Below are 15412 nucleotides of genomic sequence, written 5' to 3' on the forward strand. Positions count from 1 at the left end.
GTGACGCACGAAATCAGTCGGCCCAGGCGGCATCGTCGATATGGAGTTCGGCCACGGCCCGCCCGCTCCAGTCGTCGCGCTTGGCCCGCCCCGCGAGCCAGAGGCGGCGGTGCGGCGGTGCGCCGAGCAGCGCCGCACCGAGTTCGGTATCGGCCATGCGGAACGCCATCGCCTTGAGGCTGCGGCCGTCCTCGCCCGCGACGATCGCGCGGACATGGCCGTTGCCGACCCGGTCGGCCTTGACGATGCGGACGGGGCCGGCGGCGACGCGCGGGCTCGGCCAGCCCATGCCATAGGGCCCGCCCGCCTCCATCGCATCGACCAGCTCGGCACAGACGCCGCCGGGGGCGAGCACCGCATCGAGGAGCAGCGACCGATCCTCGCGTGCGCGGGCGACCGTGGCGGCGAGCTTTTCCTCGAGGAAAGCCGCGAGCGCCGGCACGCCGCCCGGCGCGACGGTGACGCCCGCCGCCGCCGCATGGCCGCCGCCGGCGATCAACAGTCCGGCTTCCTTGGCGGCGAGCACCGCGGCGCCGAGGTCGACGCCGGGGATCGAGCGGCCCGAGCCCTTGCCGATGCCATCCTCGCCGATCGCGATGACGAGCGAGGGGCGGCCGAGCTTTTCCTTGAGGCGCCCCGCGACGATGCCTATGACCCCGGGGTGCCAGCCCTCGCCCGAAACGATCGCGACGGCGCAATCACCGCCGCACATCGCCTCCGCCGCGGTCTGCACCTCGCCCTCGATCGCGCGGCGCTCCTCGTTGAGGCGGTCGAGCTCCTCGGCGATCGCCTTCGCCTCGGCGGGGTCACGGGTGGTGAGGAGGCGGACGCCGAGGTCGGCACGGCCCACCCGGCCGCCGGCATTGATACGGGGTCCGAGCGCGAAGCCGAGATCGGTGCAGGTCGGCGCCCGGGTGAGCCTCGCCGCGTCGGCGAGCGCGGCGAGGCCCGGATTCGCGCGCCGCGCCATCACCTTCAGCCCCTGCGCGACGAACGCACGGTTCAGGCCGCGCAGCGCCGCCACGTCGGCGACGGTGCCCAGCGCCACGAGATCGAGCCGGTCGATCAGCTTGGGCTCGGGCCGGATCGCGAAAAAACCGCGCGCGCGCAACTCGCGCAGCAGCGCGGCGCACAGGAGAAAGGCGACGCCAACCGCGGCGAGATGGCCGTGCGCGGCACCTTCGCCCTCGTCGAGGCGGTTGGGGTTCACCACCGCATGTGCTTGCGGCAGCAAGCTCGAGCATTTGTGATGGTCGACGACAACGACGTCGGTGCCCGCCGCGCGCGCGCTCGCCAAGGCCTCGAACGCCTGTGCGCCGCAATCGACGGTGACGATGAGGCTCGCGCCCTCGCGTCCCAATCGCACGAGCGCTTCGGCGGAGGGGCCGTAGCCTTCCATCAGCCGGTCGGGGATGTAGGCGCGCGGCTCCAGGCCGAGGTCGCGCAGTACAAGGATCATCAGCGCGGCCGAAGTCGCGCCGTCGACGTCATAGTCGCCGAATACCGCGACCGCCTCGCGCTTCTCGACCGCGTCGGCGAGGCGGCGGGCGGCGACGTCCATGTCCCGGAAAATCGAGGGGTCGGGCATGAAGCCGCGGATCGATGGGCTGCGGTGAAGCTCGATCGCCTCGCGCGGACAGCCGCGAGCAAGGAGCAGCCGCGTCACCAGATCGTCGGCCACGAACCCGGCATCGAGCGTGTCGCCGGCAAGCCCGCGCCAATGCCAGGGCTGGCCGAGGATCGATCGGGTGACGTTGCAGACCGGTGACATCCGTCCCGATTAGCGGCGTGGGGGGCGGGGGGATAGGGGCCGATCCACGTTCTCGAGCGCGGCGCCCTAGCAGGGCTGGGCCGCAACTGACTGAACCGGCCGCCCGGCGCCGATCGGTCCCGCGTTGTCGAAATGGCTGCGAGAGGTGGAAGGGAACGGGGCCGGCGGGGATGGGAGCCGGCCCCGTTCCTTGCGAGCGGTCACTTGGCGACCGGATCGACACCCTGGTGGCTGATCCAGTCGGCGCGTGTGTCGCAGACTTTGCGAGCAATCAGCGAGCCGGTCAGCTTCGTCTTGACGCAAATCTTCGTGTCTGGCGCGACGGTCGCGACCGCGGCGGGCTTAGCGGCGACGACTTCCTCGGCGCTGGCCACACCGGCGCAGAAGGTGGTGCCGGCGACGAGGCTGAGGGCGGCGAAGGCGGTGGTGGTGGCGATCGAACGGACGGTCATGGTGCTTCTCCCTGCGTTTTCAGGCGGCGTGCCTGGTTGCCGGGAGCTTTGCAGCGAGCATGCCAAGTTCGAAGAACGTCGGTTTTCTGCGGATTTTCCGGGTAGGAGAGGGCGGATCTGGCAAAACTCGCTATCATAACTGCCATGATGTGGCGCGTTTCACTGTTCGCAATCGCGCGGTGGTGTCCGGTTGCGAACGATGGCTCGTAAAGCCGGAAGAGGCGCGCCCTCGGGCAAGCCTGGGTGCAGGCTCATGGAAGAAGGACCTCGGAAAAGCGCGTCGTCTAGGGTTCGGTCCGCAGTCCGCTTCTTCGTCTTGGCTTCGCGCCTCAATCCGCCGCCTTCAGCCAGCGATCCTCGCGGAACCACTTGGTGAAGATGTATTTGGTGCCTGCCACCACCGCCATCCCCTCGTGCAGGGTCGCGTCGTTGGGGGCGCCGTCGGGCTTCATGTTGTTCCAGATCAGCAGCATCCGCTTGCGCGGCGGGATGCGGATGCCGGCGAGCGGGAACCAGGTCGCGCCGCCCTCCTCGACCTCGTTGAGATAGGCCATCGCCGTCCAGGTGCGCTGGCCGCCCTGGCCTTGCATCGCCGCCCAGTAGGGCTCTCTCTGATGGAAATAGTCGTGGTGGGCGCGGAACTGCTGGCCGGGGGCGTAGCGCTGGCCCTGCATCGTTTCGCCATGCTCGGGCGCGATGCCGAGCAGGTCGGCGACGCGCTCGTCGATCGGGCGGATAATCGGCGAGTAGCGGTCCATGTCGCAACTCTCGCTGGTGCGAAAGCCGGGATCGGCCGATTGGCTGAGCAGGGTCGAGGGGCGGCGGCCCGCGTCGATCACCTCGATCAGCACGCGGCACTCGTCGTCGGTCAGGAAGTCGAGGCAGTAATAGACCTGCGCGGCGTCGAGAGGCACCCGGATGATGCGCGGGTCGGCCTCGAGCTTTTCGGCGACCGCGCGGCCGATCGCGGCGCGAGTGGCGGAGGGCGGGCCGGGAGATTTTGCTGCGCTTGCCATGACTTCCTCCTGCCGCAGCGTGCCCGAAATGCAAGGGGCCGGCGCGTCGCCGCACCGGCCCCCGGCATCATCTGATCGAGATCACCAGAAGATGTCGTATTCGACGTCGACGACTTCGCCCGTCTCCAGATCGACCAGCAGCGCGTCGTTATAGTAACGCACCCAGCGATAGGGACCGTAGGCGTCGGGCAGGCGGTAGTTATAGGGGTCGTCGATCCAGTAGTCGGGCGCGAACAGAAGGGTGCTGAGCGTGAACCCGATCCCGAACCGTCGGTAACCGCCATAGTAACCCTGCGGCGCGTAATAGCGGGGCAGGCGATAGAGGCTGCGGTTCGCCTGGCGATAGTCGCGCCAGTCGTAGCGCCGGTCGCGCCGCCAGTCCCTGTTCCAGCTGCCGCGATCCCAGCCGCGCCGGTCATAGCCGCCGCGATCGTTCCACCGATCGCGGTCGCGTCCGACGCGCCAGTTGTTGTCACCGTACCAGCGGCGGTCGCCCTGATTCCACTGCCGGCCATTCCGCCGATCGAAGCGATCGTCGTCGCCGCGGCGATCGCGCTCGAAGCGGTCGCGGCGGTCGTTGAAATAGCGGTCGCGCTCGGCCGCGGTGCCGGGGCGCTGCCAGCCCCCATCGGGGCGCTGGCCACCGGCGCCCGGTCGCTGCCAGTCGCCGCGCGGGCGATCGGGGCGCTGGAACCCGCTCCCGGGTCGATCGGGACGCTGCTGCCAGCCCTCGGGCCGTGCGACTTCGGGCCGCTGGAAGCCGCCCTGTGGTCGGTCAGGCCGCTGCCAGCCGCCACCTGTCGGTCGGTCGGGGCGCTGGAAGCCACCTTGCGGACGGTCGGGCCGCTGGAAACCGCCCCCCTGCGGGCGATCGGGCCGCTGCCAGCCGCCCCCCTGCGGGCGATCGGGCCGCTGCCAGCCGCCGCGCTGCCCCTCGGGCCGCTGAAAGCCGGCGCGCGGCTGCGGCGCGGGCCGCTCAATGCGAGCGCCGCCGCCCAGCGACACGCCGCTGTCACGCTGGCGCTCGGCACGGGCCGCGGCGCGCGCGCCGGCATCCATGCTGCGCTCGGACCGGCCGCGATCCCGATCCTGCGCGAACGCCGCCGCCGGCACGAGCGCGGTGGCGGTGAAAAGCGCGAGCATCCACTGACGCTTCATTCGAAGTCCCTCCAGCGGCGCCCTCGAAGAGCCGGGATCGCCGCATGCAACACGAACTATGCCAAATGCGGTGAGCAGTTTCTGAATTGCGTTGACAGCAATTTGTCAGTTTTCGGGGCGACGCCTTGGCGTGGTCAGTGCCGGGACCTGCTTGGCCGCGTTGCGCGCGTCGGTGTCGGGCGAGGCGATCGGTTCGACCGTTTCGTCCCCACGCGCGATCGCGGCGGCGCGGCGGACCGCCTCGACCAGCCGCGGCTGGATGCCGCAGCGGCAATGGTGCGACATCGCCTGGCGGATCGCGTCTTCGTCGGGGTCGCGCACCTCGCGGATCAGCGCCGCGGCGCTCATGACAAGGCCGGGGATGCAATAGCCGCATTGCGATACGTTGGCGGCAAGGAACGCCTGCTGCACCGGATGGTCGCGGTCGCGCGCCAGCCCCTCGATCGTGGTGACGAAGCTTCCCTCGACCGCGGCGATCGTCACGGCGCACGATCGCACCGCGCGCCCGTCGATATCGACCGTGCACGCCCCGCACTCGCCCGTCGAACAGGCGATCTTCGTGCCCGTCAGGTTCGAGGCGTCGCGCAGCGCGTAGGCGAGCGGGGTATCGGGTGACAGGGCATACTGGATCGGTTGGTTGTTGACGGTCAGGCGGGTCATGCGGGCGGCTTAGCCCAATCCGACAAGCCTTCGCCAGCGCGACACAAAGTTGCTCGGCGGCTTGCGATTCGGCAGCAAAAGGTTAAGTGGCCGCGCCATGGCCAGCAAACCGCGCACGCTTTACGAAAAGATCTGGGCAGACCATGTGGTCGAACGCCGCGACGACGGCACCTGCCTCATCTATATCGACCGCCACCTGATCCACGAGGTGACGAGCCCGCAGGCGTTCGCCGGCCTCGCTGCCGCGGGGCGCAGGGTGCGCCGGCCCGAGCTGACGCTGGCGGTGCCCGACCACAATCTGCCGACGACAGCTCGCGTCGATGCAGCGGGACGCCGCCTGCCGATCGCCGACCCGGCGAGCGCGCAGCAACTGGAGATGCTCGAGCGCAACACCGCCGCGTTCGGCATCCGTTATATCGGTGCGACCGATGCGGAGCAGGGTATCGTCCATGTCGTGGGGCCGGAACAGGGCTTTACGCTCCCCGGCACGACGCTCGTCTGCGGCGACAGCCATACCTCGGCGCACGGGGCGCTTGGTGCGCTCGCCTTCGGCATCGGGACGAGCGAGGTCGAGCATGTGCTCGCCACGCAGACGCTGCTTCTAAAGCAGTCGAAGACGATGGAAGTTCGCGTCGATGGGACGCTTGGCTTCGGCGTCAGCGCGAAGGATGTGATCCTCGCGATCATCGGCCGGATCGGCGCGGCCGGCGGTACCGGCCATGTCATCGAATATACCGGCGAAGTGATCCGCGCGCTTTCGGTCGAGGGACGGCTGACAATCAGCAACATGTCGATCGAGGGCGGCGCGCGTGCGGGCCTGATCGCGCCGGACGAGACGACCTTCACCTACCTCAAGGGTCGCCCGATGGCCCCCGCGGGCGAAGATTGGGAACGGGCGGTCGCCTATTGGCGGACGCTGCCGACCGACGCGGGCGCGATCTACGACAAGCGCGTGGTGCTGAACGGCGACGAGATCGCGCCCTCGCTGACCTGGGGGACCAGCCCCGAGGACGTCGTGCCGATCACCGGCGCGGTGCCCGAGCCCGAGAGCTTCGCCGATCCGTCGAAGCAGGCGGCGGCGCGAAAGTCGCTCGACTATATGGGACTGACGCCGGGCACGCGGATGCAGGATGTGGGCATCGAGCATGTCTTCATCGGCAGCTGCACCAACAGCCGGATCGAGGACCTGCGCGCCGCGGCAAAGGTGGTCGAGGGGCGGCGGGTGGCCGATCGCATCCGTCAGGCGCTGGTCGTCCCCGGATCGGGCCTCGTCAAGCGTCAGGCGGAAGCCGAGGGGCTCGATCGCATCTTCGTGGAGGCGGGGTTCGAATGGCGCGAGCCCGGCTGTTCGATGTGCCTGGCGATGAACCCCGACAAGGTGCCGCCCGGCGAACGTTGTGCTTCCACTTCGAATCGTAATTTCGTAGGGCGGCAGGGACCGGGCGCACGCACGCACCTGGTCTCGCCCGCGATGGCGGCAGCGGCGGCGGTCACGGGGCGTCTGACCGACGTGCGCGAACTGGTCGCGGGGTCATGAGGGCCGGCAAACATGCCGGGGAGGGTCGTAGTCATGCGTCGAGTGATGGTCCTGCTGATCGCCGGAACCGTGATGAGTGGTTTGGCGGCGGCTTATGCCGCGTCGGGCAAGGTCCGCGCCAAGGGCGATACGCCCGTTCAGCAGGCGAGCGCGTCGACCGAGGGCTGAAAGCCCGTCGTGACAACGGGTTGACGCTCGGGCAGCATCGTCCCCGACCAACAGGGGAATTGATGTCATGCGCCTGATCGCCGCTTCGCTCATCGCGCTCGCCACCGTCGGCGCCGCGCCGCCGGCGCAGGCACCTGCGACCGTGCGCCTCGCGGCGTTCGAATGCGGGCGGCTGGTCCAGCCCGATCTTGGCCGCTTCAACGACACGATGCTGTTCGCGGGCGAGCGGCGCGAGTTCGTCGCCGGCTGCTTCCTGATCCGCCACCCCAAGGGCGTGCTCCTATGGGACACGGGCCTGTCGGCCGAGATGGCGGCGGGCGCGCCCGGTCGGATGACGGCGGGCATCGCGATCGCCGACCGGTTGAAGGCGCTCGGCCTGACACCCGCCGACGTGAAGTTCATCGGCATCAGCCATTATCACGCCGATCACACCGGCGGCGCCAAAGCCTTTCCCGAGGCCGAATTGCTGATCGGCGCCAAGGACTGGGCGGCCGTACAGGCGATGGGCGGCGACGATCCGCAGCGCGCGGCGCTCCGCCCCTGGACCGACGGCCCGGCCAAGGCCACGCCCGTCGCCGGCGACCGTGACGTCTTCGGCGATGGCAGCGTGATGATGCTGACGATGCCCGGTCACACGCCAGGCCATTCGGCGCTGCTCGTCCGCACCGCCAGCAGCGGCGCGGTGCTGATCTCGGGCGATCAGTATCATTTCCGTGAGAATCGGCCGGTGCGCGGCGTCCCTACCTTCAACGTCAGCCGCGCCGAAACGTTGGCGAGCCACGACCGGTTCGAGGCGATCGCGAAGAACCTGAAGGCGCGGGTCGTCATCCAGCACGATCCGCGCGACCTCGCCGCCCTGCCTGCTTTCCCCAAGGAACTCGACTGACCATGCGAGCCGTCACCCGCGTCGAGGGGCGCGCCTATCCCTTCGGTGCCAAGAATATCGACACGGACATCATCATCCCCGCGCACTGGCTGAAGACCGTGACGCGCGAGGGGCTGGGCAAGGGTGCGTTCGAGGCGCTGCGGCGCGAGCCCGGCAACGTCTTTGACGACCCGGCCTATGCCGGCAGTCCGATCCTGATCGCGGGCGAGAATTTCGGCTGCGGGTCGAGCCGCGAGCATGCCGCCTGGGCGCTGGGTGACATGGGCGTCCGCGCGGTCATCGCGCCGAGCTATTCGGACATTTTCTCGGGCAATGCGGTCAAGAACGGCATCGTCCCCGTCGTGCTGCCGCAGGACGCGATCGACCGGCTGGTCGAGGTGGCGCGCGAGGGCGCGGCGATCACTGTCGACCTTGAAAGCATGAGCGTCACCACCCCTTGGCAGGACCGCTTCGTCTTCGAGATGGACCCGTTTCGCCGCCAGTGCCTGATCGAGGGGCTGGACGAGATCGGGATCACGCTGGCAAAGGATACCGCGATTTCGAAATACGAGGCGGCCGTCGGTTCGGATCGCCCGTGGATCGCGGGAGGAAGCCGAAATGAGGGCGTTGCTGTCGAGGGTGCCGGGCGGACCTGAAACTCTAGAGATCGCCGAGTTGCCCGACCCGACCCCCGCGCCGGGGCAAGTGTTGGTCGCCGTCCGGGCGTGCGCGATCAACTATCCCGATGTCCTCATGATCGAGGATAAGTACCAGTTCAAGCCGCAGCGCCCCTTCGCGCCGGGCGGCGAGATCGCCGGCGTGGTCGAGGCAGTGGGCGAGGGGGGCACGGGCTGGACGCCCGGCGACCGGGTGATCGCGGTGATCGGCAATGGCGGGTTGGTCGAGAAGGTCGGAGTGCCCGCCGCGCAGCTCCACCGCCTGCCCGAGGGCCGCGATTTCGCCGAAGGGGCGGCGCTCCTCCTCACCTATGCCACCACCATCCACGCGCTCGCCGATCGCGGGCGCCTTGCCGAAGGGCAGACGCTGCTCGTCCTCGGCGCGGCGGGCGGCGTCGGGCTGGCGGCGGTCGAGCTCGGCAAGGCGATGGGCGCACGGGTGATCGGCGCGGTCTCGTCCGAAGCGAAGGCGGCGGCGGTGCGCGAAGCGGGGGCGGACGAGGTGATCGTTTACCCGCGCGGCCCCTTCGACAAGGACGGCTCGAAGGCCTTGGCCGAACAGTTCAAGGCCGCGGTCGGGCCGAAGGGCGCCGACGTCATCTACGATCCGGTGGGCGGCGACTATGCCGAACCGGCGCTGCGATCGATCGCGTGGGAGGGGCGCTACCTTGTCGTCGGCTTCCCGGCGGGCATCCCGAAGCTGCCGCTCAACCTGACGCTGCTTAAAAGCTGCGACGTGTGCGGGGTCTTTTGGGGCGCGTTCGCGGCGCGCGATCCGAAGGCCAATGCGGCGCATGTCGAGCGGCTGTTCGCACTCTGGGCAGAGGGCCGCATTGCCCCGCGCGTGACGCAGCGCTTCCCGCTCGACCACGGCGGCGAGGCGATCGCCGCGCTGACGACGCGCGAGGCGATCGGCAAGGTGGTTGTCGAAATCGCCTGAAGCCGCCAGCCGTTGCGGAGGCGCAACCGCCCCCCTATCTGCTTGGTCATCGAGTGCAACGAAGGGGCCGGGAGCAGATGACCACGTTCGACGATCGCGAGCGCGCGTTCGAGGCGAAGTTTGCGCGCGACGAAGATATGCTCTTCCGCGTCGTCGCCCGCCGCAATCGCCTGCTCGGTCAGTGGGCTGCCGGCCTGATGAAGCTCACCCCCGAAGAGACCGAGGCCTATGCCAAGGCGGTGGTGCAGGCTGATTTTGAGGAAGCGGGCGAAGAGGATGTGGTGCGTAAGCTCTACGGCGACCTGATCGCTGCCAATGTCGATGTCGACGAAGGCACGGTTCGCCGAGCGCTCGACGATCAGACGGTCGAGGCGCGCCGCCAGCTGCTCGAGGCGCCCTGATATGCCAATGGCCGCCGAGGAGATCGAGGCGCTGATCCGCGCCGAACTGCCCGATGCGGAGGTGACGATCACCGACCTTGCGGGCGACGGCGATCATTATGCCGCGCATGTCGTCTCGGGCGCATTCAAGGGTCTGAGTCGCGTCAAGCAGCATCAGACCGTCTACGCGGCGCTGGGTGGCCGGATGGGGGGCGTGCTCCACGCACTCCAGCTGACGACCGCCGCGCCCAAGGAGTAAGTAGAAATGACCGACGAAAGCCAGACGCGCATCCGCGAGATCGTCGATGCCAACGACGTCGTCCTGTTCATGAAGGGCAGTCCGCTGTTCCCTCAGTGCGGTTTCTCCAGCCGGGCAGTCGCGATCCTCAATCATCTTGGTGCCGACTTCGAGAGCGTCGATGTGCTTCAGGATCAAGGGATACGTCAGGGCATCAAGGCGTTCAGCGACTGGCCGACCATTCCTCAACTCTATGTGAAGGGCGAGTTCATCGGCGGTTCGGACATCATGATGGAGATGTACGAGACGGGTGAGCTGAAGACCCTGTTGGACGAAACCGGCGCGGCCGAGGCCTGACCCTTAGGGGCCGCCGCCCCGCCATAGACAGAAAAGGGGGCATCCATGCTCCAGCAGACCGGCGCCGCGTTGGCGGCGGAGGCGGACCTGCGTGCGGGTGCGCCGAAGATCCTGTGCGACCTGACGCAGAGCTATTCGCCCGCGGGCGGAGGCGGCATCAGCACCTATCTGCGCGAGAAGCGCGACTATGTGCTGCGCGAAACGCCGCACCACCTGCTGCAGATCGTGCCCGGCCCTGAGGATCGGGTGACGGTGAACGGCCGCCACATCTTCGCCGAGGTCGGTGCCGATCCGGTCCGCGGCAGCCCCAATTACCGCTTTATCCTGCGCACCGGCGTCGTCCGAGACCTGCTTGCGCAATACCAGCCCGACGTGATTGAATCGCTCTGCCCCTGGGTACTGCCCTGGACCGCGATCCATCATCGCCGCGCCTTTCCCGAGACGACGCTGATCGCGGGCTATCGCACCGACTTTCCCAATGCGCACGTCTATCGCGTCGGCGCGGAGAAGTTCGGCGATACGGTGGCGCGCGGCCTGCGCTGGCTGTCCTATGGCTATGCCGAGATCACCTATCGCGATTTCGACTGGGTCTACACGCTGAGCGAGGCGGCGCGCGAGCCGCTGGCGCGGCGCGGAATCCATCAGACCTCGGTGCTGCCGCTCGGTGTCGCTACGACCTTGTTCAATCCAGGCCGCCGCGATCCCGGCTATCGCGCCGAGCTCGGGTTGCCCGCGGGCGAGGGGCCGCTGTTGATCTACGCCGGCCGCATCGACAACGAGAAGCGCGCCGACCGGCTGGTCGAGATGTTCCGCCGTTTGCCCGCGTCGCTCGGCGCGGCGATGGTGATGATCGGCGACGGCAAGCTGCGCGCACCGCTGGCGGCGGCAGCGGCCGACCTGCCGATCGCATTCACGGGGTTCGAGAAGGATCGTGCAGGCCTCGCCCGCGCGCTCGCCTCGTCGGACATCTACGTCTCGGCGATGGCCGACGAGACGTTCGGCGTGTCGGTGCTCGAGGCGCAGGCGGCGGGCCTGCCCGTCGTCGGCGTGAGCGGCGGCGCGATGCCCGATCGCGTGCCCGGGGGGCTGGGCCTGCTCGGTCCGGTCGACGACGTCGCGGCGATGGCGCGTAACGTTGAGGCGGTCTGGGCCGGCGACCCGCGCGGCATGGGCCGGCGTGCGCGCGACATGGTCGTCGCGGGCTTCGGCTGGGATCGGACGTTCGCGCGGTTGCTGGGCGACATCTATCCCGCGGCGATGGCGGTCACTGCTGATCGCATCGCGCGCCGACACGCGAATCGCTTCGCGTCTGCGCGGCCGTCGCTTCCCGCAGGTCTCGTTGCTGCCTGAAGGGTTCCGGGTGGGCGGGCCGCCCTGGACAAGGCGGCCCGCCCGGATTTGAAGCGTCGGACCAGACGCGCTTCGGAACTGCTAATCGATCTGCATTCCGCATGCCAGTTGGCCGAAGCGGCGGAAATTCGACGCTTTGTTCGTTAACGCCGCCGGGGCCCCCGAGCCGGCTGTAAGCGCTGCCGACACACCGACTACCCGCTTGACTACGCTTGTAATCGATGCGATTACGTCTGTAGTCGAAAGGGTGCGTCATGACCGAGCGAATCAGCGATGCCGAACATGCGGTGATGGAGGTGCTGTGGGATGAAAGCCCGCTCACCGCGCAGGAAGTGGCCGAGCGGGTGCCCGCCGACCGCGACTGGACGGTCAACACCGTCAAGACGCTGCTCGGCCGGTTGCTTGCCAAGGCGATCATCGCGCATGAGGAGGATGGCCGCCGCTATCGCTATCGACCGCTGGTCGCGCGCGAGGACTATGTCTCGGGCGAATCGAAGAAGCTCATCGATCGGCTGTTCGGCGGCCGGCTGACGCCGCTGGTTGCCCACCTCGCCGAGCGCGACGAACTGACCCGCGATGACATCGCCGAGATCGAGGCGCTGCTGAAGGAACTCAAGCAATGATCGCCTGGGCCATCGAGACGCTGGTCGCCACGACGCTGCTGATGGGGCTGGTGCTGGCGATCCGCGCGCCGGTGCGGCGCTGGGTGGGGCCGCAGATCGCCTATGCGCTGTGGGCGATCCCGCTGCTCCGCATGCTGATGCCGCCGATGCCCGCCGAATGGCGCGAGGCAGGGGTGGCGCCGGTCGCGATCGCGAGCGACGTGCTCGCCCAATATGTCGATCTGCCCGCGGTCACCGACGCGCCGATCGAGGCGGGGCTCCCGTGGGCGGCGATGTTCGTCGCCGTCTGGGCGCTCGGCGCGCTGGGCTTCGCCGGTTGGCACCTGATCGTCTATTCGCGTTTCTGTGCCCGGATCAAGGCGGGCGCGCGGCGCCAGGCTGCACTGGTCGGCGGCCGCGTGGCGATGATCGAGAGCGATGCCGCCGCGGGGCCGCTCGCGTTCGGCATCTGGCGCAAGTATGTCGCCTTTCCGGCCGACTTCGCCGAGCGTTACGATGATCTGGAGCGTGACCTGGCGCTCGCGCACGAGCTCGGCCACCACGCCCGCGGCGACCTGGCCGCCAACTGGGCGGCGCTGGCGATGCTCGCCTTCCACTGGTTCAATCCGGTCGCGTGGCGCGCGTTCCGCGCGTTTCGCGCAGATCAGGAAATGGCCTGCGACGCGCTCGTGCTCGCCGGTCGTCACCCGGCGCTGCGCCACGCCTATGGCCGCGCCATCGTCAAGAGCGCGCATGGGGGCGCGGTCTCGGCGGCTTGTCACCTGCACACGATCAACGAGATCAAAGGGAGGCTCCGCATGTTGACCCACCACCAGAAGCCCGATCGACGCACGACGCGCGCGGGCCTTGCCGGCATCACCGCACTCGCGCTCACCGGCCTCGCGCTCACCGCCTCGGGCACCCGCGCGGCCGAGAATCTGAAGGCCAGGGTCGAGGACCGCATCGGCGTCCGCATCGCCGACATCGAGCTGCCGCAGCTGCCGACTCCGCCCGAGGCGCCGGCAGCACCCGAAGCCCCGCCGGCACCCGCCGCGATCGAGGCGCCCGACGCGCCGCCGGCGCCTGCGGCCTATGTCTACAGGGCGAAGGACGGCAAGCGGACGATCGTGCTGCGCCGCAACCATCGCATCGACCGGGACGAGCTCAATCGCCTGACCGCCGAGGCGCAGCGGTCAGCCGCCGAGGCCGAGCGCATGGCCGCGACCATCCGCGTTCCAGAGATCCGCGAGAAAAGCTGCGGCGGCGACGGGCCGGTGAGCTACAGCGACCGCGCCGCCGACGGGCGGACGATCACCCGCACCGTCATCTGCACCGACCGGATCAAGCGGATGGCAGAGCGCGCGCATCACGACGCCGGGCGCGCCCAATATGCCGCGCTGGCCGCGGCCCGCAGCGGGAAGGCCATCGCGCGCAGCTCGATCAGCACCGCACGCGCGCATGTCGAGGCCGACGGCGAGTTGAGCGAGGCGGAACGGCAGCGCGCGCTCGCCGCGCTCGACGAGGCGATGGCCGAGCTCGATAGCGAGCACGGCGACTAGGCGCGTCACCGCCGGCGGGGCTCAACCCTTCCGGCGGTTGCCGCGGTTCGAATAGATGAGCGCGGCCGCGAGCGCCGCCGAGCCGATGCCGATGCCCGCGACGGTCGCAATAGGGAATTTCTTTTCCTCGGCGGCGGGCGGCGGGTTGGCGCCCGTCGCGGAGCGGCGATCCTTGACCGCGCGGGCGTGCTTGGCCGCTTCCATGATCTCGTTGTCGGGCGTGTCGTCGCTGTCGGCCATTGGGGCTCCCTCTTCCTAACCCTTCGAAACGCCTGCTGTCGCCGGTCGCTCCGCATAATAGGTCGCTCGAAACGCCGAGGCAAAGTCGCGGAGCGTCCCCGCGCCGATCGCCGCGCGCAGATCGGCCATCAGCGTCTGGTAGAACCACAGATTATGCTCGGTCATCAGCATCGCGCCGAGGATCTCGCCCGCGCGGACGAGGTGATGGAGATAGGCGCGGCTCCACGTGGCGCAGACGGGGCAGGGGCAGGCGGGGTCGAGCGGCCCCTGATCCTCCGCGAAGCGCGCGTTGCGAATGTTGATCGGCCCGGCGCGCGTGAACGCCTGTCCCGTCCGGCCCGAGCGGGTGGGGAGCACGCAGTCGAACATGTCGATGCCGCGCTCGACCGCGCCGACGATGTCGTCGGGCTTGCCGACGCCCATCAGGTAGCGGGGCCTGGCGGCATCGAGCTGGCCCGGCGCATAGTCGAGCACGCCGAACATCGCCTCTTGCCCCTCGCCCACGGCAAGCCCACCCACCGCATAGCCGTCGAACTCGATCGCCTTCAGCGCATCAGCGGACGCCTTGCGCAGCCCCTCGTCGAGGGCACCCTGCTGGATGCCGAACAGCGCCGCCCCGGCGGCATGATCCCCACCGGCGTCGAAGGCGTCGCGGCTGCGTTGCGCCCAGCGCATCGAGCGTTCCATCGCCGCGGCCTGTACCTCGCGCGTCGAGGTCGTGGGCACCAATTCGTCGAACGCCATGACGATGTCGCTGCCCAGCAGGCGCTGGATCTCCATCGACCGCTCGGGGCTGATCAGGTGGCGCGAGCCGTCGAGATGGCTCTTGAAGGCAACGCCCTCCTCGCTGCGGCTGGTCAGTTCGGCGAGGCTCATCACCTGATAGCCGCCGCTGTCGGTCAGGATCGGGCGATCCCAGCCCATGAAGCCGTGGAGCCCGCCCAGTCGCGCCACACGCTCCGCGGAGGGCCGCAGCATCAGGTGATAGGTGTTGCCGAGCAGGATGTCGGCGCCCGACGCGCGCACGTCGGCGGGCTTCATCGCCTTGACCGTCGCGGCGGTGCCGACGGGCATGAAGGCGGGCGTACGGATCGTGCCCCGCCGCATCGCGATCTCGCCCAGGCGCGCACGACCGTCGGTCGCGTGGATCGTGAAGGTGAAGCGGGGGGGCGTCATGGGGCGCCTCCCATGCCGTGCCGCGCTGCGCTTGCCAAGCCGCGACGGAGCCTTGGCGAGCGGCGATCGTTGGTCAGGCGAGAGGAAATTTCGCGATGACCGAGCCCTTGCATCCCGGCGACCAGGCCGAACCCGGCACCCCCGGCAGCGGCGAGAATCTCTGCCCCGAGTGCGGCGGCTCGGGGCAGGTAGATCGGCGCAACTGTCCCAATTGCGACGGGACGGGCCGGGTGGTCGAGGGGATCGGCGGCGGCTGATCTAGCCGC

The 15412-nt window shown here is 69.3% G+C and carries 19 protein-coding genes; 12 read left to right on the plus strand and 7 right to left on the minus strand.

What is annotated here, in order from left to right; genetic code table 11:
* Positions 1 to 13: 13 nt before the first annotated feature.
* The 5 genes from recJ to COC42_RS13625 form a co-directional block, all read right to left on the minus strand.
* Positions 14 to 1771 carry a single-stranded-DNA-specific exonuclease RecJ gene (gene recJ, locus COC42_RS13605; protein WP_096343829.1) on the minus strand — a complete coding sequence of 586 codons (1758 nt, stop codon included), beginning with the start codon at positions 1769 to 1771 and terminating at the stop codon, positions 14 to 16.
* Positions 1772 to 1971: 200 nt separating this feature from the next.
* Complete coding sequence (locus tag COC42_RS13610) at positions 1972 to 2223, minus strand: hypothetical protein (RefSeq protein ID WP_096343830.1); 252 nt, start codon at positions 2221 to 2223, stop codon at positions 1972 to 1974.
* Positions 2224 to 2552: 329 nt separating this feature from the next.
* Positions 2553 to 3239, minus strand: a complete 687-nt coding sequence (locus COC42_RS13615; protein WP_096343831.1) for a prolyl hydroxylase family protein — start codon at positions 3237 to 3239, stop codon at positions 2553 to 2555.
* A gap of 81 nt (positions 3240 to 3320) precedes the next feature.
* Positions 3321 to 4397 carry an RcnB family protein gene (locus COC42_RS13620; RefSeq protein WP_096343832.1) on the minus strand — a complete coding sequence of 359 codons (1077 nt, stop codon included), beginning with the start codon at positions 4395 to 4397 and terminating at the stop codon, positions 3321 to 3323.
* A 105-nt stretch (positions 4398 to 4502) separates the two neighbouring features.
* Complete coding sequence (locus COC42_RS13625) at positions 4503 to 5057, minus strand: (2Fe-2S)-binding protein (RefSeq protein WP_096343833.1); 555 nt, start codon at positions 5055 to 5057, stop codon at positions 4503 to 4505.
* A 97-nt stretch (positions 5058 to 5154) separates the two neighbouring features.
* On the opposite strand from COC42_RS13625, the gene leuC reads away from it, so the two are divergent.
* The 11 genes from leuC to COC42_RS13675 all read left to right on the plus strand — a co-directional run bounded on the left by leuC (position 5155) and on the right by COC42_RS13675 (position 13730).
* On the plus strand, positions 5155 to 6594 hold the full coding sequence (leuC, locus tag COC42_RS13630; protein WP_096343834.1) for a 3-isopropylmalate dehydratase large subunit: 1440 nt from the start codon (positions 5155 to 5157) through the stop codon (positions 6592 to 6594).
* 45 nt (positions 6595 to 6639) lie between these two features.
* Positions 6640 to 6762: a hypothetical protein gene (locus COC42_RS18110; protein WP_281253101.1), complete on the plus strand. Its 123-nt coding sequence runs from the start codon at positions 6640 to 6642 to the stop codon at positions 6760 to 6762.
* A gap of 67 nt (positions 6763 to 6829) precedes the next feature.
* Complete coding sequence (locus COC42_RS13635; protein WP_096343835.1) at positions 6830 to 7648, plus strand: N-acyl homoserine lactonase family protein; 819 nt, start codon at positions 6830 to 6832, stop codon at positions 7646 to 7648.
* 2 nt (positions 7649 to 7650) lie between these two features.
* Positions 7651 to 8283: a 3-isopropylmalate dehydratase small subunit gene (leuD, locus tag COC42_RS13640; RefSeq protein WP_096343836.1), complete on the plus strand. Its 633-nt coding sequence runs from the start codon at positions 7651 to 7653 to the stop codon at positions 8281 to 8283.
* The gene (locus tag COC42_RS13645; protein WP_176484688.1) at positions 8246 to 9244 is read left to right on the plus strand and encodes an NADPH:quinone oxidoreductase family protein; all 999 of its coding nucleotides are present in this window, start codon (positions 8246 to 8248) and stop codon (positions 9242 to 9244) included. The genes leuD and COC42_RS13645 overlap by 38 nt, the downstream gene beginning before the upstream one ends.
* Before the next feature lie 77 nt (positions 9245 to 9321).
* Complete coding sequence (locus tag COC42_RS13650) at positions 9322 to 9645, plus strand: DUF1476 domain-containing protein (RefSeq protein ID WP_096343838.1); 324 nt, start codon at positions 9322 to 9324, stop codon at positions 9643 to 9645.
* Between the two features lies 1 nt (position 9646).
* Complete coding sequence (locus COC42_RS13655; protein ID WP_096343839.1) at positions 9647 to 9883, plus strand: BolA family protein; 237 nt, start codon at positions 9647 to 9649, stop codon at positions 9881 to 9883.
* 6 nt (positions 9884 to 9889) lie between these two features.
* A complete protein-coding gene (gene grxD / locus COC42_RS13660; RefSeq protein WP_096343840.1) occupies positions 9890 to 10219 on the plus strand; it encodes a Grx4 family monothiol glutaredoxin in 330 nt (109 codons plus the stop codon).
* A 45-nt stretch (positions 10220 to 10264) separates the two neighbouring features.
* Positions 10265 to 11569 (plus strand): glycosyltransferase, encoded by a 1305-nt coding sequence (locus tag COC42_RS13665; protein ID WP_096343841.1) that lies wholly within the window; start codon positions 10265 to 10267, stop codon positions 11567 to 11569.
* Between the two features lie 254 nt (positions 11570 to 11823).
* Complete coding sequence (locus tag COC42_RS13670; protein ID WP_096343842.1) at positions 11824 to 12192, plus strand: BlaI/MecI/CopY family transcriptional regulator; 369 nt, start codon at positions 11824 to 11826, stop codon at positions 12190 to 12192.
* Positions 12189 to 13730 carry a M56 family metallopeptidase gene (locus tag COC42_RS13675; RefSeq protein ID WP_096343843.1) on the plus strand — a complete coding sequence of 514 codons (1542 nt, stop codon included), beginning with the start codon at positions 12189 to 12191 and terminating at the stop codon, positions 13728 to 13730. The genes COC42_RS13670 and COC42_RS13675 overlap by 4 nt, the downstream gene beginning before the upstream one ends.
* A 21-nt stretch (positions 13731 to 13751) precedes the next feature.
* Here COC42_RS13675 and COC42_RS13680 read toward each other — a convergent pair whose 3' ends face one another.
* Positions 13752 to 13970 carry a hypothetical protein gene (locus COC42_RS13680; protein WP_096343844.1) on the minus strand — a complete coding sequence of 73 codons (219 nt, stop codon included), beginning with the start codon at positions 13968 to 13970 and terminating at the stop codon, positions 13752 to 13754.
* 15 nt (positions 13971 to 13985) lie between these two features.
* Entirely contained in the window at positions 13986 to 15146 is a 1161-nt protein-coding gene (gene tgt, locus COC42_RS13685) for a tRNA guanosine(34) transglycosylase Tgt (RefSeq protein WP_096343845.1), read from the minus strand.
* A 95-nt stretch (positions 15147 to 15241) separates the two neighbouring features.
* On the opposite strand from tgt, the gene COC42_RS17740 reads away from it, so the two are divergent.
* Positions 15242 to 15403 carry a hypothetical protein gene (locus COC42_RS17740; protein WP_176484689.1) on the plus strand — a complete coding sequence of 54 codons (162 nt, stop codon included), beginning with the start codon at positions 15242 to 15244 and terminating at the stop codon, positions 15401 to 15403.
* The last annotated feature ends 9 nt before the right edge of the window (positions 15404 to 15412 follow it).

This window comes from Sphingomonas spermidinifaciens, assembly GCF_002351485.1.
Taxonomy (GTDB): domain Bacteria; phylum Pseudomonadota; class Alphaproteobacteria; order Sphingomonadales; family Sphingomonadaceae; genus Sphingomonas; species Sphingomonas spermidinifaciens.